The sequence below is a fragment of the Oceanobacillus sojae genome, assembly GCF_900162665.1.
GTDB classification, from domain to species: Bacteria; Bacillota; Bacilli; order Bacillales; family Amphibacillaceae; genus Oceanobacillus; species Oceanobacillus sojae_A.
In genome coordinates, this window is the sequence record NZ_LT727810.1 from 200678 (window position 1) to 219644 (window position 18967).

The 18967-nt window shown below is 36.5% G+C and carries 18 protein-coding genes; 15 read left to right on the top strand and 3 right to left on the bottom strand.

Going from position 1 to position 18967, the window contains the following annotated elements; translation table 11 throughout:
• Positions 1 to 2: 2 nt before the first annotated feature.
• The 8 genes from BN1068_RS04735 (at position 3) to BN1068_RS04770 (ending at position 8328) form a co-directional block, all read left to right on the top strand.
• Positions 3 to 2129 carry a BglG family transcription antiterminator gene (locus tag BN1068_RS04735; RefSeq protein ID WP_077601683.1) on the top strand — a complete coding sequence of 709 codons (2127 nt, stop codon included), beginning with the start codon at positions 3 to 5 and terminating at the stop codon, positions 2127 to 2129.
• Positions 2130 to 2150: 21 nt separating this feature from the next.
• Positions 2151 to 2591, top strand: coding sequence for a PTS sugar transporter subunit IIA (locus BN1068_RS04740; RefSeq protein WP_077601684.1), 441 nt, complete (start codon positions 2151 to 2153; stop codon positions 2589 to 2591).
• A 6-nt stretch (positions 2592 to 2597) separates the two neighbouring features.
• On the top strand, positions 2598 to 2867 hold the full coding sequence (locus BN1068_RS04745) for a PTS sugar transporter subunit IIB (protein ID WP_077602189.1): 270 nt from the start codon (positions 2598 to 2600) through the stop codon (positions 2865 to 2867).
• Between the two features lie 20 nt (positions 2868 to 2887).
• The gene (locus BN1068_RS04750) at positions 2888 to 4183 is read left to right on the top strand and encodes a PTS ascorbate transporter subunit IIC (RefSeq protein WP_077601685.1); all 1296 of its coding nucleotides are present in this window, start codon (positions 2888 to 2890) and stop codon (positions 4181 to 4183) included.
• Between the two features lie 48 nt (positions 4184 to 4231).
• A complete protein-coding gene (locus BN1068_RS04755; RefSeq protein WP_077601686.1) occupies positions 4232 to 5224 on the top strand; it encodes a phosphotriesterase family protein in 993 nt (330 codons plus the stop codon).
• Positions 5225 to 5281: 57 nt separating this feature from the next.
• The gene (locus tag BN1068_RS04760; RefSeq protein WP_077601687.1) at positions 5282 to 6028 is read left to right on the top strand and encodes a creatininase family protein; all 747 of its coding nucleotides are present in this window, start codon (positions 5282 to 5284) and stop codon (positions 6026 to 6028) included.
• A complete protein-coding gene (locus BN1068_RS04765) occupies positions 6025 to 6753 on the top strand; it encodes an SIS domain-containing protein (protein ID WP_077601688.1) in 729 nt (242 codons plus the stop codon). The genes BN1068_RS04760 and BN1068_RS04765 overlap by 4 nt, the downstream gene beginning before the upstream one ends.
• Before the next feature lie 180 nt (positions 6754 to 6933).
• Entirely contained in the window at positions 6934 to 8328 is a 1395-nt protein-coding gene (locus tag BN1068_RS04770; protein WP_077601689.1) for a serine hydrolase domain-containing protein, read from the top strand.
• 291 nt (positions 8329 to 8619) lie between these two features.
• On the opposite strand, the gene BN1068_RS04775 is transcribed toward BN1068_RS04770, so the two are convergent.
• The 3 genes from BN1068_RS04775 to licT all read right to left on the bottom strand — a co-directional run bounded on the left by BN1068_RS04775 (position 8620) and on the right by licT (position 12516).
• On the bottom strand, positions 8620 to 9627 hold the full coding sequence (locus tag BN1068_RS04775) for an ADP-ribosylglycohydrolase family protein (RefSeq protein ID WP_254846708.1): 1008 nt from the start codon (positions 9625 to 9627) through the stop codon (positions 8620 to 8622).
• Complete coding sequence (locus BN1068_RS04780; protein WP_077601690.1) at positions 9624 to 11576, bottom strand: beta-glucoside-specific PTS transporter subunit IIABC; 1953 nt, start codon at positions 11574 to 11576, stop codon at positions 9624 to 9626. Before BN1068_RS04780 ends, BN1068_RS04775 begins: the two co-directional genes overlap by 4 nt.
• A 109-nt stretch (positions 11577 to 11685) precedes the next feature.
• Positions 11686 to 12516, bottom strand: coding sequence for a BglG family transcription antiterminator LicT (licT, locus tag BN1068_RS04785; RefSeq protein ID WP_077601691.1), 831 nt, complete (start codon positions 12514 to 12516; stop codon positions 11686 to 11688).
• 335 nt (positions 12517 to 12851) lie between these two features.
• On the opposite strand from licT, the gene BN1068_RS23310 reads away from it, so the two are divergent.
• The 7 genes from BN1068_RS23310 to BN1068_RS04815 all read left to right on the top strand — a co-directional run bounded on the left by BN1068_RS23310 (position 12852) and on the right by BN1068_RS04815 (position 18967).
• Positions 12852 to 12995 carry a lmo0937 family membrane protein gene (locus tag BN1068_RS23310; RefSeq protein WP_139344732.1) on the top strand — a complete coding sequence of 48 codons (144 nt, stop codon included), beginning with the start codon at positions 12852 to 12854 and terminating at the stop codon, positions 12993 to 12995.
• A gap of 596 nt (positions 12996 to 13591) precedes the next feature.
• On the top strand, positions 13592 to 14482 hold the full coding sequence (murQ, locus tag BN1068_RS04790) for an N-acetylmuramic acid 6-phosphate etherase (RefSeq protein ID WP_077601692.1): 891 nt from the start codon (positions 13592 to 13594) through the stop codon (positions 14480 to 14482).
• Between the two features lie 30 nt (positions 14483 to 14512).
• Positions 14513 to 15781 carry a PTS sugar transporter subunit IIC gene (locus tag BN1068_RS04795; protein WP_077602191.1) on the top strand — a complete coding sequence of 423 codons (1269 nt, stop codon included), beginning with the start codon at positions 14513 to 14515 and terminating at the stop codon, positions 15779 to 15781.
• Between the two features lie 32 nt (positions 15782 to 15813).
• Positions 15814 to 16758: a GNAT family N-acetyltransferase gene (locus BN1068_RS04800; RefSeq protein WP_175637073.1), complete on the top strand. Its 945-nt coding sequence runs from the start codon at positions 15814 to 15816 to the stop codon at positions 16756 to 16758.
• 80 nt (positions 16759 to 16838) lie between these two features.
• Positions 16839 to 17534 (top strand): PIG-L deacetylase family protein, encoded by a 696-nt coding sequence (locus tag BN1068_RS04805; RefSeq protein WP_077601694.1) that lies wholly within the window; start codon positions 16839 to 16841, stop codon positions 17532 to 17534.
• Positions 17535 to 17552: 18 nt separating this feature from the next.
• Positions 17553 to 18626 carry a DUF871 domain-containing protein gene (locus BN1068_RS04810; RefSeq protein WP_077601695.1) on the top strand — a complete coding sequence of 358 codons (1074 nt, stop codon included), beginning with the start codon at positions 17553 to 17555 and terminating at the stop codon, positions 18624 to 18626.
• Between the two features lie 32 nt (positions 18627 to 18658).
• Entirely contained in the window at positions 18659 to 18967 is a 309-nt protein-coding gene (locus BN1068_RS04815; protein ID WP_077601696.1) for a PTS sugar transporter subunit IIB, read from the top strand.

Here is an 18967-nt window from a genome sequence, read left to right on the forward strand (position 1 = left end):
TAATGGATCAGCGCAGTATGGCGGTTTTAAATCAGTTATTGAAACAGAATGGATACATTACTATTCAGAAACTTGCAGCAATGTTAAATGTATCACGACGTACCATTTATAGTGATCTCGATAAGATCAATGATTGGTTGAGCGAAAATCATCTTGGTGCAGTGAAACAAGTGAGAGGGCAAGGCCTATATATAGAAAAAGAAGCGAAAAAGGAAATTCTGGCCAATTTTACTGCACCTGAAGTAATGTATTATGAATTCTCTGCTGAAGAAAGACAGGCATGGATTTATCTTCATCTGACTGGAGGAGATAAGGCATATTTTCTGGAGGATATTCGGGAGCTTTTTCAAGTGAGCAGAAATACCGCATTAGAGGATATAAGAAAATTAAAGGACAAACTAGTAACGTACCAACTGCACTTATATCCGCAACGCAAAGCCGGTTACACTTTAGAAGGAAATGAAAACGATATCAGGAGAGTGCTGATTCACTGTTTATCTATAGTTATACCAAAAGAAGGATGGTATAACTATCTAACCAATTTATTTAATACACCAATAAACACTGGAAATCAGGCGTATAAACCTTACTCTATATTCAATCTTTCGTGGATGCAGTTGTTAAATCAATTGTTAAATGAGTATGAAAAGCAATTTATGGTTGAACTTACGGATGAAGTGTTAACGAATATTGTTGTCTGGTTCCATTTCTTTTTGAAACGGATTGCAAAAGAAGAATCTGTTGAAGTGGATGTTGTTGAAAAAGAAGTTATCCAAGCAACGGATGAATATAGAGGAATAAGTGCGTTATGTCATAATTTATCAGCAGCCTTAAAGATAGAGATACCTTTAGATGAACAATTTTATTTTTCGAAATACCTCCTTGGTGCCAAAGTGAATTACAACTTTAGTCCACAGTTTAAAAGTGGGGAAATGAACACATTGCTTCAAGTAGTAAAAAAGATGATTCGTGATTTTCAATTGTATGCTGCGATTGAGTTTCGTGATTCTGAACAAATGATTCAAAATTTACTTCTGCATGTGAAGCCGGCTTTCTATCGCATGAAATATGGAATTGAGATTGAAAATACTTTGTGTGATTCGGTTAAACGAAATTATCCGGAAGTTTTCCATTTGACAAAAAAAGTTGTGCACCATTTCGAAAATGTAATTGGTCAGCCAATCAATGAAAATGAAATAGCTTTTCTTGCCATGCATTTTGGCGGCTGGCTTCGTAAGGAAGGAGTTCAGCTGGAGAAAACCCGGACAAGGATGCTTATCGTCTGTACGAATGGACTGGGAACATCGAGACTGCTGGAGAGTCAGCTTGAAGGATTGTTCTCTGATGTGGAGATGATTGGTGTTACCTCATTAAGAGAATATGAAAAAATGAATTTAGAAGCAGATTTTATCGTTTCAACTATTCCTCTTCCCAATCGTGGTATTCCAGTATTTGTCGTTGATCCGGTTTTGGACAACAAGGAAAAGGAGCAGCTATTAAAAAGAGTAAATAGTTTGTTCAATTGTTCACAGGGCAATCAGATTTATTCTGTTGAGACACTTATGGACATTGTAAGAAAATATGCGGTTATTGAGCATAATGAATTACTTTCTGAAGAGATTCGAAGTTATCTTTATTCGCCTTTTCATACCGGAAGTAAAACAGAAAAGCCCGATTTAATGGAACTGTTGCCTCCTGACAGAATGGTATTGAAAAAACAGGCTCAAGGATGGGAGGATGCGATTAAAATCGCTTCTGAGCCATTGCTGAAGCAAGGATATATTAAAGAAAACTATCTATATAAGATGATTGAAAATGTGCATCAATCAGGTCCTTATATTGTAATATCTGATCAATTTGCACTTCCTCATGCCAATCCGGATGACGGTGTGATTACAACAGGGATGAGTATGCTTCATCTGGAAGAACCAGTAGATATGTTAGGGAAACCGGCAGCAATTATCGTCATATTGGCTTCCAAAGATAACGAACAGCATTTAAAAGCCTTATCACAGTTAACAAAGCTGTTTTCCAATAAAGAGATAAAGAAAGAAATTATAGCAACCAGAGATAAACAGGCTATCGTGGATTGGATACAGCGCTATTCAACGGAAGCCAATCAGCAGTAAAGGGCAGGTGGTTAATAGATTATGAAGTTTTTAGAAGAAAGTATCGTAAAGTTTGGTGTGGAGGTTTCTAATGCTTATGAAGCGATTGAAGCTGCTGGTGACCTCTTAGCAGAGGATGAGCTTATAGAGGGATCATATATTGAAGCAATGAAAAATGCGTATAAAGAAAACGGACCATATTTTGTTTTGGCACCCCACATTGCTATTCCGCATGCAAGGCCGGAGGATGGGGTAAAGGAAGCATCTGTCTCCCTGGTGCAATTAAAGAATCCTATAGAATTTGGACATTCATCCAATGATCCGGTCCGTCTTGTATTTGGTTTAGGCGCATCATCCAGTGACGAGCATTTAACACTGCTCCGGAAGCTTACAATGCTTCTTAACGATCCTGTAAATATAGAAAAATTAACACATGCAACAACGTATGAAGAAATAAAAAATATAGTGGAAATGGAGCGATGAATGATGATAAAGGTATTAGCAGTTTGTGGATTAGGCCAGGGAACAAGTCTGATTTTAAAAATGAATGTAGAGCAGGCATTAGCAGATAGAGGAATCAGTGCTGACGTGGAACATACGGATGTTTCTTCCGCATCCAATATGGGAGCGGATTATATCATTACCGGCAATGAATTGGCAGAGAGTTTGACAGATCATCAGGCAAAAATTCTTATTGTTAATAACTATTTTGACATGGATGAAATCAATAAAGTAATAGATGAAAATCTGGTGAATTAAACAAATAGGAGGGGATTACAATGGACGTAATTTTCTGGATTGCCACAAATATTTTTGGACAGGCAGCAATGTTGCTGGGCTTTATCGTTCTTTTAGGATTACTTTTACAGAAAAAAAGCACCAGTCAGGTAATTAGCGGCACATTTAAAGCTATCATTGGATTTTTGATTATCTCCGCTGGAGCAGGCGTCATTACCGGTGCTTTGACAGTGTTTGAACCGCTGTGGAAAGAAGTATTTAATTTATCAGAAGAGCCGCTTGGAAGCTTTATGGGGCAGGAAGTGTTTAATGCAAGGTATGGAAGTGCGGTTACTTTGGCAATGACACTAGGCTTTGTAATAAATGTTCTCTTAGCCAGATTTACGAAGCTGAAATACATTTATTTGACTGGCCATATGATGTTTTGGACGACGACCATTTTCGCAGGAATTGTGATTCAAACAGTTGGAGATGTTTCCTTTATTAAGCTGGTCATCTTCCTGGCGATTATTATGGGATTATACTGGACCATTCAGCCTGCATTAACACAGCCATTCATGCGGAAAATTATGGGCAACGATAATATTGCCCTCGGTCATACGTCTGCTTCTGTTTCTTTATTAAGTGCTTTAGCAGGTAAGTATCTTGGTAACAAAGAAAATGACTCTGAAAAAATTAAACTGCCAAAAGGACTGGAGTTTTTAAGAGATTCAAATGTTATCACAGCGTTGACAATGGGACTGTTATTTTTAGTCGGAGCAATTATTATTTCGTTTAAAGATACACCGGGAGCACAAGAACTGGTGGCAGCTGCTGGAGAACAGAACTTTATTGTATATGCAATTATTCAATCCTTCACATTTGCAGCAGGTATTGCGGTTGTTCTTTTAGGGGTACGTATGTTTATCGGGGAAATGGTTCCTGCTTTTAAAGGGATCGCAACTAAAATTGTGCCGGGAGCAAAGCCTGCATTGGATAGTCCGGTTGTGTTTCCCTTTGCACCGAATGCCGTTATTTTAGGGTTCCTTGGAGCGTTTGTCGGAGCTTTAATCTGGTTAGTTGTTTTAGGGAATACCGTTAGTTATGTATTCGTACCGACAATGATTGTGTTGTTCTTTCACTCTGCAACTGCCGGCGTATTCGGAAATGCAACAGGTGGTGTCAGAGGAGCTGTCATGGGCGGATTTATTACTGCTACAGTCGTTGCATGGGGACAATTTATCATGGTGAAAATGCTTTTACCAGGTACTGTTCCAGATACGGCCATGTGGGCAGCTGATTCAGATATGTTTATATTGGGGCCGATTATTCGGCTTTTAGCACAGCTACTCTTCTAAAATAAAGGGATATATTTTAACAAAAAATGATTAACTGGAGTGATTCCAATGAGTTTTATCAGAACATTGCATGGCGATATAGACCCATCAACATTAGGATTTACCTATTCACATGAACATATCGTTTGTCGGCCGCCATACTGGGTCGAGCAGAAAAAGGATGATTTGCTTCTGGATGATAAAGAGAAGTCAAAACTGGATGTCCTGGATTTTCAAAAGCTTGGCGGAAAGGCAATTGTGGATGCGACTGCTGTAGATTATGGACGTGATATTCAAGCAGTGAAGGAAATTGCGGAAGAGACAGGGATTACGATTATTGGTACAGCTGGATTTAATAAAAGCTTTCTCTGGGATGCGTCAATACCAGAGCATGTTAAAAAAGTGACCGGGGATTATGCGACGTATTATCAATGGATTGATGCAAAATCGGTTAATGAGCTGGCTGATTTTGTCATTCGTGAAATAGAAGAAGGATTAGAAGGTACTGGAATAAGAGGCGGACAGGTAAAATTTGGTACCGGCTATAACCGAATAACACCTTTAGAAGAAAAAACATTGCGCGCAGTAGCGATTGCGCACCATGAAACAAAAGCCCCGATGCATTCCCATACAGAAGCCGGAACGATGGGACTCGAACAAATAGAACTGCTGCAAAAGGAAAACGTTAATCTGGAATATATGAGCTTTGGACATATGGATCGTAATCCGGACCCTTACTATCATGAGCAAATTGCACAAACAGGTGCATATCTTTCCTTTGATGGCATTTCAAAAATTAAATATGCTCCGGAAAGTACACGTATTCAATGTATATTGGATCTGGTTAAAAAAGGGTATGAAGATCAGATTCTCGTCAGTGGGGATACAGCAAGAAAGTCCTATTACAAGCATTATGACTATGGGTTAGGACTGGAATATATCATTGGGAAATGGGTGCCGCGCTTTATTGATGAGGCATATAAAAACGGATTTGATGGTGAGAAATTAATCGATAAGTTCTTTATTCAAAATCCGGCCCGCTGCTTTACATTTAAAAAATAGAGTGTTGTAAACCATTTAAACTTTAAAGTGATAGATGAAAATTCAGGAGATGAAAAAATGGAATTCCAATATGAAAATTCATTTGAGGTAAAGGAGAAAATTAATCAATCTAAAATTGCTATTTTACCAATTGGTGCAGTAGAGGCACACGGACCACACTTACCGCTTGGAACAGATAATATTCTTGCAGAACGTTTGTCACAAAAAATAGCGGAACGTGTGAACGGACTGGTACTGCCTACTTTACCTTATGGTCAGGTGTGGAGTCTGCGTGATTTTCCGGGGAGTATTAATATAAGTAATCGCTCCCTTATCGCATTTCTGGTTGATATCGGAGAAAGTCTGTATAAACAAGGATTTAAAACATTTGCCATGGTGAATGGGCACTTGGGAAATCAGACTGCTTTAAAAGAGGCAGCCCGTGAATTATATGAATCTTGTCCGGAGTTACGTGTATTCTATTTCTTTTATCCAGGCATGAATAAAGCTGCAGCTGAAATTCGTGATAAAAATGCTTCTCACAATACCTATTTCCATGCCGATGAGATAGAAACATCTTACATGCTTTATCTGGCGCCCGAATTCGTAAATATGGATAAAGCTCCTGCCGATACACCTGATATACCAATGTATGCTGATGCTACACCTACACCATGGGAGGATTTCACAGAGTCAGCGGTGTTAGGAGATGCCAGTCTTGCAACGGAGGAAAAGGGGAAATATATTATCGATATAGCTTTAGAAAATATAATCAGTATTATGGAAAGTTTAGGAGCGATAAAGCGGAAGGGAGGATTATCATGATCCATCAGTATTTTAATCAAATTACAGATTTACTGAAAACAGTAGAAAAAGAAGAAAAGAAGGCAATGGCAGACGCAGCCCAAAAAGTTGCAGAGGCTATTCAAAATGGTGGAATTATTCATTTGTTCGGCTGCGGGCATTCGCATATTTTAACGGAGGAAGTCTATTATCGTGCGGGTGGACTGGTACCAATCCATCCTATTTTTCATGAGCCGCTGATGCTTCATGAAGGTGCTGTCCGCTCATCAGACTTGGAAAGAAAAAATGATTACGCCAAGGTTTTTATGGAGGAGCAGGATATCCGTCCAGAGGATATTGTCATTATTCTTTCCACTTCTGGAAGAAACCCTGTACCGGTTGACGCAGCAAAAATGGCTAAAGATAAAGGTGCTTTTGTAATCGGTATTACTTCCATTGCATATTCATCCAGTCAGCCATCACGTCATGACAGCGGGGAGTATCTGTATGATGCAGTGGACTTAGTTATTGATAATCATGCACCAATCGGAGATGCACTTCTGTCACATGAAAAAGTAAAAATAAAATTCTCACCTAGCTCTACTGTAATTGGTGCGGCTATATTAAATGCTGTTTTTGCAGCGTCTATCAAGCAGATGGCAGAAAACAATTATGAACCTCCTATTTTCTTAAGTGGAAACCTGGAAGGCTCGGATGAGCACAATCAAGTTCTGATTGACAGATATAGAGAACGGGTAAACCTTTAAAAAACATATTTCCTTTATATTGGATTCAGCTAGAGATTCCGGCTGTTCAATATAAAGGATTTTTTAATATCTAAAAAGCTTTGGAAATCGAAAATTAGTATTGTTTCTTATTATTAGATAAAATAAATACAACACTAACGGCTTATTTTATATTAAACAATACATAAGGAGACTTTAAGCATGATATCTGAATCTATCAAAGACAAGTTGAATGATGAGTTGAACGAAACCTGTAAGGAATTAAAAATCCCCGGTATGGCACTTACTGTATATCAAAATGGTAATAGTATTTATAATAATTATTATGGATATAGAAATGTAGACGAAAAGCTACCTGTTACAAAGGATACTGTATTTGGCCTGGCTTCTATTACCAAATCTCTGACATGTCTTACGATTATGATGCTGGAGGAGGAGGGTAAATTAAATAGCACAGATAAGGTGATAAAATGGCTGCCCAATTTGAAATGGCCAAGGGAAGATTACGCGAAACAGCTGGAAATCAGACACCTTATGTCCCATACCAGCGGATTGCCGGGATTACCTTCCATTCACAATGCCCGTATCAGAAGTATAAGGAATGATCCGGATGGTGAATTTTTATTTGGTAAATGGAATCCGGATGAGCAGACTATCATACAAACAGCGGATGAATTGATTGAACAAATAAGCAATATGGAGTTCGAATTGCTTGGTCCCCCTGGAAAAGTATTTAATTATTCCAATGAAGGGTTCGGGATGCTGCAAAAAATAATTGAATTGGCTAGCGGGACACCTTTTATCAAATATGTAGAAGAAAAATTATTTTTCCCGCTCGATATGCAAGATTCCTTTTTCCTTACTGAGTCCATTGCAAATAAAGAAAATGTAACGGAATTATATGCCTATAAAGAAAAGCAATCAGATGTTTTTCACTCGCCGGCCTGGTGGGATGTAGGTGATATTTATACGAATGGATCATGGAAAACATCTGCCGAAGATTTAATGAAATTTGTAGAGATGCTGCGTTTAAATGGCAATTTCTATGGCAAAAAGATTATATCAGAGAATATGATCAAAAAAATGACTTCATCTGCTTTTCGTCTGCCTAATGGCGGAGATTATGGCTATGGGATTGAAATAAATTCGATCGGAGAATACACCCGGTTTGGGCATGGAGGCAGTGTAAAGGGCGTCTCTTCTAATTTTCAAGTTATCGGAGAAAAAGGAATATCAGCTTCCATTTTGGTTAATATGGCTGATGTCCCGGCAGAGAAAATATTAGTCTCTGTATTAAATACTCTTTTAGAAATACCGGCAGCAGAGCTATTCAACAAAAGTCCGGTGCTGTCTGATAAATCATTGGATTTAAGTAACTTTTCTGGATTATATAAATCAGGAGAAGGAAATAAGGCTTCGGTATCCATACAAAATAATTTGCTTTATTTAAATCGAAATGAGCTCGTTACTTGCTTTTACCCGATATCTGAAAATGATTTTATAGCTGAAACAGGAGAGAGGATTTATTTTTCAAGGAACGGGGATCATGTGACTTCTGTTCTTATTGGGAAGAGAGTACTGGAAAAAGTGGATTGAAATACGCTATCAAGAAGCCAAATACAGTAACTAAAAACACATGGTTACCTTGTATTAATTTATTTTCTCCTGATGCTAATGTTGTGATAATAAAATAAAGGTGGTACCTTCACCAACTTATGATGGAGGTACCATGCCTATTGTTCACTTACTTGAGTGGTTCAAAAAGACGGCTTAGTTAGTTCTATTCAATAGCAGTATTCAACCCTAAAATGAATTACCGCTTTTTAACCATTATTCCTGTTAGTATATGATTAATTCACTTATTCATCAGAAAATCAAAATATCTATCTAGGTATAATATGGTGAGAATGGAAGTATTTTCTCCGCAAGTTTAGAAAAATCTAAGGAATTGATTTCTTCAATTGTCGATACATCACCTTCATCAAAAAACGGAGTTATCCCTCCACAAATACTTGCTGAAATAGCACCGATAGTGTCAGTATCAGCTCCTAAACTTGCACTGATTTTTGCAGCTTTCATTGGATCTCCCTTAGCAAGCTGTACAACTGCCAAAACTGCAGGAATAGATTCAATCGTTTCAACACCAGTCCCCAACTCGTTAACAATTCGTGTAATAGCGTCTTCCTCAATACAATTATGAACAATCTTATGCACATATTGAATTCGGAAGGATAGAGATGGACTTGGAAATTCAGCTCCATACCCTTTAGATTCTTCAGCTACTCTAACAGCAATTTCCCAAATTTCATCAATGTCTTTTCCACCAGCAGCAACATAGCTAATACAGGCTGCTACAACGCATGCTCCTGATACTGCTATTTCTGTATTATGCGTTGGTAAACATATCTCAAAAACATTTTCCATCAGCTTATCTAAATGCTTATAATCAGATACAAGACCGATTGGTGAAATTTTCATTGCTGCACCATTGGTTGTATTACCATACCCTGTATTGTTAACAGGAACTCCTTTTTTTATTGCTTGTACAGCTTTAAGTGTTGAGGGGCCAGAAACTAATTTGGAATCTTTTGCGTTAGAAATCCACTCTATCAAATGGTTAATATAATCCATTGCATTTAATTTCCCTTGGTTTTTGACAATGGATTCTAAAATCATGACTGTATTAATTGTGTCATCAGTAACAGAACCAGCTGGCAAATTTCTTGGAATTAATTGATTTTCTAAAGATGGCAATAAAGTTTTTATTCCATTCGGAAAACTTCTTCTTATTTGATTATAGGTCCAAAATTCTGTTGGCATACCGTAAGCATCACCAACAGCTCCCCCCATTAAAATACCTTTTATTCTTCTTAATAATTCACTATTGATTGTCAAGCCATATTCCCTCCATCCTTCGCTAAATCACCTATACGACTTCTATTTTCATACTCTTTTAATTGGATTGACATTATTTCTCCTGAATAATCAATGAAATCGGAGTTTACAATTAAAATATTTTCATATTGATCTGCATTCGTAATGACTGCCGGTGTTTCAGCACTAAAACCTGCATTCTTAATCGCATCTAATTCAAATTCGATAATAGCCTCACCTTTCCTTACAAAATCGCCTTGTTCTTTTAATTTTTTGAAGTATTTTCCTTGTAAATTTACAGTATCTTTTCCAACATGAATAAGCATTTCTATTCCATCCGTACTTGTAATCCCTACAGCATGCTTTGTTGGGAAAATTGTTGTAACTTCTCCATCAAAAGGGGCTATAATTTGGTTTCCTTCTGGATAAAATAAAATCCCCTTTCCTAATAATCCATTTGCAAAGGCAGAGTCTGTTGCGTTTTCTAACTCTGTAACATTGCCTTTTAAAGGAGAGTGAATAACAATTTCTCCTAATCCAGACACTTCATGTTTCATTTTTTTTTCTTCCTCTGGCCCCGCTTCTTCGTTAAAAGTAAAATAAGTCAATAAGAATGAAATAATCATTGAAATGAGTACGCCAATAATTGAAATAATTAAACCTGAGTACCCACCACTAGGATTTAAAAATGAGACAAAACCAAATATGCCAACAACACCTGCATAAAAATCAGCTCCCAGTATTGAAATAAAAGTTCCACCAATAGCTCCGCCAATCATAGAAAATACAAAACGTTTTTTTACTGGAAGTGTAACACCATAGATTGCAGGTTCAATGATACAGAATAAAGCAGAAATTAATGCTGGAATAGCAATTTCTTTTTGGGCTCTTGACTTTGTTTTAAAATATACAGCTGCTACAACAGCGGTTTGGGCAAAAGAAGCAGTAAATAGCATCGGTAAAATATAATCAGAACCATGACTGCCCAGATTTTGAATACCTAATGTAATTAACGGCCAATGTAATCCAAGAATGACCAATGGTTGATATATAAGTGCTACAAGAAATGATGTTAAAATGGTTGATACTCCGTAAAGTGCGGAAAAACCATTTGAAATAAGCTCACTTAACATATTTGTAATAGGTCCAATAATTAATAAAGAAATAGGAAGTGTAATCAAAATTGTTAAAAAGGGAACCAGCGTGAAAGCCATCACAGAGGGAATCTTTCTTTTTAAAAACTGATTGATTTTCGATGCAAAATACACAATAAAAATAATCGGAATGACTGTTGATGCATATCCATTAGCCGGAAACATAATAGGGACACCAAAGAATGTTTGGTAAACAGGTGTAGATATGAATGATCCTTCAAAAAGTGTCTTTAGTACGTCACCACTTGCTAAGCTCTCCGTCATACCTGGAAAAACGAGAATTGTTCCGATAATAATCCCTATTGCTGGATCTAATTTAAACGCCTTTGCACTGGTGTAACCAAGAATCACAGGGAAAAAATAAAAAATGGACTGTCCCATTGCGTTTAGAATAATATAAGCTCCGTCGGTTTCTTGTAATAAGCCGGAGAATGTTAGTATCATGAGAACACCTTGGACTAATCCACATGCGAGTAATACTCCCAAAACTGGAGTTATAACTTTTGTAATTATTTCTATAATGGAGTTAATAGTTCCCTTCTTTTCCCCATTTTCAATTGTTTTTTGGGTTCCTATTTTTTCTAAAATAGAATTATAGACATCTCCTACATGAGTGCCAATAACAACTTGATATTGTCCTCCTGCTTTCTGAGCTGTTGCAATCGCTTTGTTTTCCTTTAACTTTGCTTCATTGACAAGCGTGTAATCATTTAAACTAAAACGTAACCTTGTCATACAATGTGTTAATCCAATAATATTATCTTCTCCACCAACATTTTCGATAATAAAATGGGATAGATCATCAAATTTCCCCATAAATAAACCTCCTCCAAATTTTTTTATATAAAAAAGGCAATACTTAATAAAAGTGAAGAATCACTTTTATTAAGTATTGCCTGATTTAACAGTTACAATTTTCATTTATTTAATTAAGTATTCGATTAATATGAAGAATCAAGTAGAATCTCTCTTCATTATGGATTTTTATTTCTAATCGTTTTTCTAAATATATTATGATTTTATCAACACAAGCAGATAGCTTTGGATATTTTATATCAATATCCTCAAGCAAGTTGAAATTTTTTGAAGAGGGAAACTCATCCGCAAAAACTCTTCTCAAAAAAAATCTTAAATGTAATACAAAACGAGAAAAATAGGAGGAATCCTCGTTGAGCTCCATTTTAAAATGAAAGCGTATCATAGTTATAATGTCATGAATAATTTCTGTACTCCATACTGTCTGTTGCATTTCTTGACCATTTTGTTGGGCATTTACAAAATGAAGTGTAATAAAAGCTGCTTCATCTTCAGATAACATCATATTTTCATAGTAATGTATGATTTTCAATGATTCTAAAGCTGCTTCATATTCTTTTTTGTAAAATTGTTTTATCTCCCATAGCAACTCATTTTTAATTTTCGTATGATTTTTATTTCTTTCTAATGCATAAGTAATATGGTCTGCTAAGCCTATATAGACACTCTCATCAAATTTTACACCTAATTTTTTTTCAGCAGCTTCTACCATTCTATTTGTCAACTCTAAGTGATTAATAGGAATTTCATCTAATAGTTTAAAAAAACTATTCATCGTTTGAGCAGATTGCAAAACAAATAATTTTTCAATCATAGAATCTTCTATTTGATCTCCAATCTTCTTATTAAAAGCAACTCCTCTGCCGATAATAATATGCTCCAGATTTCGAGAGTTTTCAGCGAGCACAACATTATTATTATAAACTTTCTTAAGTTTCAAAATGAATTCACCCCCCCCCCCATCAATAAACTATAAAAATGAAAAAACAAGACCAACTAATATAGGCACAGTTAAATAAAGTGCCATACATTAATTTGATCTTGCCTGTGAGATACAGTTACAATTCAAAGATTAATTTAGATTATTTAATTATAGTTAAATCTTAAACATAAAACGCTTACTTGTCAATATTAAAAAAGTTGAAATTATGTTCGTTGATTGTCAGAAATGGTGCATATCCCCATTTCTGACAATCAACGTAATTATAAACTTTTTGTTTATAAATAATAAGAACGGGGAATTGTAATTGAAAGAAGAAGTGAGGAGGTCAGACGATGCTTTGGACGATTATCGTTATCATTTTAGTTTTATGGCTGCTGGGCTTCATTGGAGGAGTAGCCGGAAATCTTGTTCATATATTACTGGTTGTGGCTTTAATCATACTGATTGTCAAGCTTTTAACTGGGCGGGCGCCTTAGATAGGAGTTTTTAAAACGAAGAGGTGAAACTGCGGGGGGATTAATTATCTTTATTATCCCCCCATATATAAGTTAGTAGATTATACATAAGATAATTAGGCGGATAGAAATTGTTAATCGTTCTCAAAAAAAGACAGAAAAGAAAAATAGTAAACCTTATGAGTCTAAAAATGTGTTAAATGGTATTCGAGATTAGGAGGTATTATTCGCCCGGTATCTTGAGTACCAGTGAAAAATATTACCCCTTATCAAAGTATCCAAGAATGCTTAACATGGAGTTTAAAAGGTTAAAGCTTGTCTGAAAAGACGAGCTTTTTTTAATGCATTGCAACTGAGATACCAGCTTTAAGAATAGAGGGAGCTCTAAAATTATAAATGAAGGCTGATCAGTCAGTAATGTCCAGTTTATCTGGGCTTAAATGATACATACAAGTCGCAACATCTGCACTTAATTTATATTTTGCTTTTGTAGTGGGAAAAACCAAATATGAAATAAAAATTCAAAAGTTTTATATAATATATTGAATTTTTATTTCAAGTGGTATAAAATAAATTGTAATCAATTTAATAAAGCGCTTACAAAAAGGAGGAAAGAAATGCTTGGCGATTTAACTACAGAAAAGCGAAATGAGAAAACTATGAATCTTGATGAGATGTCAACAGAAGCATTCTTGAAAATCATGAATGGTGAAGATGCTAAAGTAGCTTACATTATAAAAGAAAATATCCTATATATAACAGAAGCTGTAAATAATATTATTACTTCATTAAAATCTGGTGGCAGACTGATTTACTTAGGCGCAGGGACCAGTGGAAGACTTGGCTTACTTGATGCTGTTGAGTGTCCTCCAACGTTTGGAACAGATCCCAAAGAGGTTATTGGCTTAATTTCTGGAGGTAACGAGGCTTTTATTCAAGCAGTAGAAGGAGCGGAAGATAATGAAGAATTAGGCAGGAATGATTTACAATCTATTCATTTAACGGATTCAGATATTGTAGTTGGCATTGCAGCAAGTGGACGAACACCATATGTCATAGGCGGTCTTCAATACGCTAATGATATTGGTGCAGCCACTGTTGCTGTCAGTAATAATAGGAACTCTACAATTGGAAGAGTTGCTAAAACAAAAATTGAGGTTGATTGTGGGCCGGAGGTTTTAAGCGGTTCAACAAGATTGAAAGCGGGGACGGCGCAAAAAATGATTTTAAATATGCTGTCAACAGCGTCAATGGTTGGTGTTGGAAAAACATATCAAAATTTACTGGTAGATTTGCAGCCAACTAATGAAAAACTTAAAGAAAGAGCAAAAAAAATTATTATGGAAGCAACCCAATGCGATTTTTCAACAGCCGAAGCATATTTCAAAATGGCAAACTATGAAACAAAGACAGCCATTATTATGCTATTGACTGATTTATCCTATGATGAGGCAGTTGAGTGTTTGAAGAAAACAGAAGGTTCTATCCATAAGACAATAGAAAAATAAAAAGAAAGGTGTGAAATCACTGTGGCAGTGATGGAGAAATTAACGTATGTTATTGAGGAAAAAGTTGCTCCACCTTTAATACGGATATCTAGAAATAGATACCTTGACTCAATCCAAAAAGCTTTTATAACGTTGATGCCATTTATTATTCTTGGATCGTTTTTTGTACTTTTAGGTTCTTTTCCGGTCCAAGCCTGGCAAAATTTGATTGAACCAATTTCTGGACATTTGTCCAGTGCAAATAACGCAACGATGGGGCTGCTGTCTATTGGTCTTGCAACAGGAATAGGGTATTTTTTGTCAAGTTTTTATAGTCAGCACGGTGAAAAGGTAGATCCATTTTCAGGTGCTATGATTAGTTTGTTTAGTTTTTTAATTCTATTCCCTGTTGGTGTAAGCGAGGAGATAGGTACCTATTTACCAGCAGATAATCTTGGGAGTACTGGTATGTTTACAGCTATTATTGTTGCAATTATCAGTACAGAAATTCATCGTTACTTAATTAAAAAAGACATTGTTATAAAAATGCCTGAGGGTGTACCGCCGATGGTTACAAATGCTTTTACTGCTTTAATACCAGTATTCGCTACCATGGTGCTTTGGTGGGTTCTGCGTTATATACTTCAAGTTGATGTTGCTGCTGTGATTATGGCTGGATTTGAACCAATCATTGCAGGAGGGACAAGCGCTGTCGCCCAATTTGGTGCTTTTTTTGTTGATCGTATCCTATGGTTTGTTGGAATTCACGGAAGTAATGTAGTTGGTTCAGTAATGACACCTGTTTGGATAGACATGCTAGGAGCAAATACTGCAGCTGCAGACGCAGGGGAAACGGTCCCTTACATTGCCAGTGCACAATTTATGGCTGAATTTGTCAGAGTAAGTCCGTTGCCGTTAGTTGTTCTCATGTTGATGTCAGCGGTTAAAAGATATAAAACTTTAGGAAAGTTAGCACTTGCTCCATCCATCTTTAATATTGCAGAACCGATTATGTTTGGGCTGCCAATAGTTTTAAATCCTATTCTATTTGTTCCATGGGTATTCGGTCACTTATTCCTGTTTATATTCAGCTACTTCATAATTTCTATTGGACTTGTGCCAGCACCTTTTGCTGCAATTCCATTTACAGTTCCAGGGCCTATTGCTGGCTATCTTGGAACAGGGGGAAGCTGGGCAGGCGCTTTGCTTGCGACTGTTAACCTTGTCATTATGTTCTTTATTTGGCTTCCATTTTATAAGGTTTTAGAAAAACAGACATTAAAAGAGCAGTATGAAAATGAAAAGCAAAGTACGGATTAATTTTAAGATGAGGTGATGAAGAAATGGACTCTGTGAAGATTAGAAATTATAGAGATGATGATGAAGAGCAAGTTATTAAAGTGTGGAATCAATGTCTAACGAAAGATCCGGTTAGTTCAAATATCTTCCATAAAAAAATATTATTAGATCCAAATTTTGATCCGGAATTATGCTTGGTTGCAGAGAATGAAAATGGCTCAGTGATTGGTTACTGCCTAGGAATGGTTCGCAAATATCCCTATGAGGACCGGGGGATGGAGCCAGAACGAGCATGGATTCCAGTGATGTTTGTTCATCCGGACTATCAACGGAAAAAAATTGGATCTAAGTTAGTGAAAATTATCGAGGAAAAGTTTGAAAACCTGGGAAAAACAAATATAACACTTGGTGCCTATAGTCCGAATTATTTCTTCCCTGGCCCTGACAAGGATGCTTACAGCGGTTCAATTCCATTTTTCGAATCATTTGGATATGAAACGTTAGGAGAAGCGGTGGGGATGGACATGGTTTTATACAATTTTACCATTCCTGAGGAAATCAAAGAGATAAGGGATGGCTTGAAGAAAGAACATGATATTCAGGTTATTCCTTTTTCTAAGAAATACACACTTTCCCTCATAGAGTTTCTAAAAGAGAATTTCTCAGGTGGATGGGTAAGAAATGTCCGTGAAACTTTAGAGAAATTTAAAGGTGAAGAACGCATCCTCTTAGCGATAGACCATCATTCAAACATTGTGGGTTATTGTCAGCGTGCTATTGACGATTTGGAAGGGCATTTTGGCCCCTTTGGGGTGTCAGAAAAAATGCGTGGGAAAAAAATAGGAAGTGTTTTGTTTTATGAAATGCTGTGGGACATGTACAGCAGAGGAATTTATCATGTCTGGCTTGCCTGGACAAATGGAGGTGCCCAACGTTTTTACGATCGGGCTGGCATGAAAGTCATGAAACGACATGCAATAATAAAAAAGATTAAATAAAAGTTAACTACCTTATCACGCGGTTTTTAGCAGGTTTCATTTGAATATTTTAAAAATAATATTGACTAGGAGGATTTAAATTGAAGAAACAACATCATATTATGTCAATCGGAGCACATGCCTTGGACGCCGAATTAATGGCGGGCCCAGTCTCCATTAAGTATACGAAAGAAGGTCATCAGGCTTCGTTCGTGCATATTACAAGGGGGGAAAGAGGAAATAAGAATAAAACACCAGAGGAATATGGAAGACAGTTGGAAGAGGAGATGCCTAAAGTTGCTGAAGCGATGGGAGCAAAATCAATTTGGACTGGCTACGTAGCCGGACAATTACCTCCCCAAGAAGAGATGGAAATGGACCTTTGTAAATTGTTTAGAGAAGAAAAACCAGATATTATCGTTACTCATTGGAGAGGGAGCCTTCACCCGCGTCATGTCCTGACACATGATATGGTCCTGACAGCTGTGAAAATGGCGGGAAATCCAAATGTCAAAACAGAGCAAGAACCTCACCATGTGGAGCATGTATACTTTGGAGAGAACTGTGAAGATTTAAACGGATTTCTTCCACAAATTTATGTAGATATTAAAGACACATTTGATCAATGGTTTGAAGCAGTTTCACATTATGAATTATTTAGAGCAAATGAAGCGAACGTTCCATATCAAGATTATTACCGAACCATGGCAACAATGAGAGCAATAGAAGTTGGTAATAGAAATCTTTCTTCTAAAGCGTTTATGCTCGCGACAAGGAAACAAGACTATTTACATTAATAAGGTGGGAGGATTACAATGATTGGCATTTCTGTTTATCTGTCAAAGGAAGACGAAGAATTTAATCAAAAGTGGATTGAAAAAGCAGCCCGAAATAGGTTTTCCTCCATTTTTACATCACTTCATATTCCAGAAGATGATACAAAGTCTTATAAAGAATTACTTTTTCATCTGGGCAGTGAAGCAAAAAAACACCAAATGGATTTATTTGCTGACATTTCCCCAAAATCATTTAAATATCTGGACATGGATATAAATAATGTGGATCAATTACTGGAATGGGGGATTACAGGCCTCCGGGTTGATTATGGTTTAAGTTTGGAAGAGATTGTTCAACTATCTAAAAAAATGAGAATCTCTTTAAATGCAAGTACATTAACAGATGAGATCCTGGAAAAATTAATAAATAAAGGATTAAACGTAGATAATACGGAGGCAGCACACAACTTTTATCCTCGGCCGGAAACAGGATTATCAAGAGAATATTTTATCGAAAAGAATATATTATTGAAAAAATATCAAATAGGAATATCTGCCTTTGTTGCAGGTGACGGAGTAAAAAGAAAACCATTATATCAAGGATTGCCAACATTAGAAGAACATCGGGACATGTCACCGGTTCATGCCTGTTTGGATTTAAAGAAAAATGGTCTTGTCGATGAAGTTTATATTGGAGATCCATCCTTAGCGGATGAAACACTAGAAAAATTTTCTTTCCTTACAGATGGTATTATCCCAATTAGATATAGGGGGGAAATCAGGCCGGAATTTGCCGTTTTTCATACGTATTTAGAAAATGTTCAGATTAATCGTCGAGATCCAGCGAGGGACCTGGTCCGTTTTGGGAAATCTCGTATTGATCTCCACGATAATGAAAATTTAAACCCGGCTCATACAACAGACCGTAAGAAGGGATCTATTACAATTGATAATAATAAGTATGGCCGATACGCAGGGGAAATCCAAATTACATTAACAGATCTGAAACAAGACGACAAAGTGAATGTAATCGGTGAAGTTATTCCGCAAGATATTCCACTGCTTGATTTTATCGATGGAGGCAGTCAAATTTTACTACAAAAAGTAATGTAGTAAGAATAAAAAAAGGGAGAGTGAAGGTTAACGTGAATATTTTATTAGTTTGTAGTGCAGGTATGTCAACGAGTTTATTAGTCACTAAAATGGAAAAAGCAGCTGAGGAACAGGGGAAAGATTATAAAATATGGGCTGTTCCTGAAGCAGAAGCAGCAAAACATATTTCAAATGCTGATGTAGTTTTAATTGGACCACAAATGAGATTTTGGAGAAAAGACGCTGAAAAGATTGCTCAACCACAAAATATTCCTGTAGATGTTATTGACACGGTAGCCTACGGGATGAACGATGGAACGGCAGTAATAGAATTTGCGGAAAAGCTTGTCAATAAGAAATGA

Excerpts from the sequence above, each read along its gene's own strand:
- BN1068_RS04750 (WP_077601685.1), top strand. The coding sequence starts at position 2,888 with ATGGACGTAATTTTCTGGATTGCCACAAATATTTTTGGACAGGCAGCA.
- BN1068_RS04755 (WP_077601686.1), top strand. The coding sequence starts at position 4,232 with ATGAGTTTTATCAGAACATTGCATGGCGATATAGACCCATCAACATTA.
- BN1068_RS23310 (WP_139344732.1), top strand. The coding sequence starts at position 12,852 with ATGCTTTGGACGATTATCGTTATCATTTTAGTTTTATGGCTGCTGGGC.
- BN1068_RS04760 (WP_077601687.1), top strand. The coding sequence starts at position 5,282 with ATGGAATTCCAATATGAAAATTCATTTGAGGTAAAGGAGAAAATTAAT.
- BN1068_RS04780 (WP_077601690.1), bottom strand. The coding sequence starts at position 11,576 with ATGGGGAAATTTGATGATCTATCCCATTTTATTATCGAAAATGTTGGT.
- BN1068_RS04735 (WP_077601683.1), top strand. The coding sequence starts at position 3 with ATGGATCAGCGCAGTATGGCGGTTTTAAATCAGTTATTGAAACAGAAT.
- murQ (WP_077601692.1), top strand. The coding sequence starts at position 13,592 with ATGCTTGGCGATTTAACTACAGAAAAGCGAAATGAGAAAACTATGAAT.
- BN1068_RS04765 (WP_077601688.1), top strand. The coding sequence starts at position 6,025 with ATGATCCATCAGTATTTTAATCAAATTACAGATTTACTGAAAACAGTA.
- BN1068_RS04810 (WP_077601695.1), top strand. The coding sequence starts at position 17,553 with ATGATTGGCATTTCTGTTTATCTGTCAAAGGAAGACGAAGAATTTAAT.
- BN1068_RS04795 (WP_077602191.1), top strand. The coding sequence starts at position 14,513 with ATGGAGAAATTAACGTATGTTATTGAGGAAAAAGTTGCTCCACCTTTA.
- BN1068_RS04770 (WP_077601689.1), top strand. The coding sequence starts at position 6,934 with ATGATATCTGAATCTATCAAAGACAAGTTGAATGATGAGTTGAACGAA.
- BN1068_RS04740 (WP_077601684.1), top strand. The coding sequence starts at position 2,151 with ATGAAGTTTTTAGAAGAAAGTATCGTAAAGTTTGGTGTGGAGGTTTCT.